The organism is Oleiphilus sp. HI0128 (assembly GCF_001635365.1).
Genome location: NZ_LWGG01001551.1, coordinates 1 through 1,052 on the forward strand (window position 1 = coordinate 1; position 1,052 = coordinate 1,052).

The following is a 1,052-nucleotide window of genomic DNA, read 5'->3' on the forward strand; positions in this document are numbered from 1 at the left end:
CTTGAAGTTTTATATAATGCGCTCGTTGCACAGCAGCATATCTTAATTCTTGGAGACTTTGACTGCGATGGTGCGACGAGTACAGCCTTGGCTGTTCTTGTACTTCGAGAGATGGGGGCGAAAGAGTGCTCTTATATTGTGCCCAACCGTTTTGAATTCGGCTATGGCCTGACGCCAGAAATCGTTGACTATGCTGCAAAATTAAAGCCTGACCTAATCGTTACTGTTGATAATGGTATTGCTAGTGAAGCAGGCGTAGAGCGGGCCAAGTCACTCGGTATTAAGGTTTTGGTTACTGATCATCACTTGCCGGGAGATACCCTACCTAAAGCTGATGCAATCGTGAATCCAAATCAACTCGGTTGTGAATTTCCCAGCAAAAATGCCGCAGGGGTAGGGGTTATATTTTATGTTTTAAGTAGTCTTAGAACCTTGCTTAAAAAGAGACAATGGTTTGAACAGAGACAGCTTAAAGAACCCAATATGGCTTCATATCTTGATTTGGTTGCTTTGGGGACTGTCGCTGATCTGGTGGCGCTCGATCACAACAATCGCGTACTGGTTTCCCAAGGGCTTAAACGTATTCGGGCAGGTTATTGTCGTCCTGGAATCAAAGCGCTTTTGTCGCTCGCGGGTAAGGAGTTGTCGGGCGTTAAATCGAGTGATATGGGGTTTATCGTTGGTCCGCGGCTAAATGCGGCGGGTCGCCTTGATGATATGTCACAGGGTATCGAATGCCTATTAGCTGATAGCGAGGTTAGGGCAATGTCTATCGCGCAGCGCCTGGACCAGCTGAATGTCGAGCGCAAGCGCATTGAAGCCGAAATGAAACAGGATGCTGAAGCCCAGGTACAAAGCATTCTGGACAAGTCTACGGAAAGCTTGGCTCTTGAGAACTTGTCGTGGGGGTTGAGCTTATATGAGCCACATTGGCACCAAGGTGTCATTGGGATATTAGCTTCACGTATCAAAGAGCTATTTCATCGGCCCGTAATCGCTTTTGCGCCTGCTAGCGATGATCCGCTGATTCAGAATAGGGAGCTAAAAGGATC

The 1,052-nt window shown here is 47.3% G+C and carries 1 protein-coding gene; it reads left to right on the forward strand.

All coding sequences use genetic code 11. The annotated features are described in order from the left end of the window. A partial coding sequence (locus A3763_RS25645) for a DHH family phosphoesterase (RefSeq protein WP_197483130.1) occupies positions 1-1,052 on the forward strand: 1,052 nt, incomplete at both ends.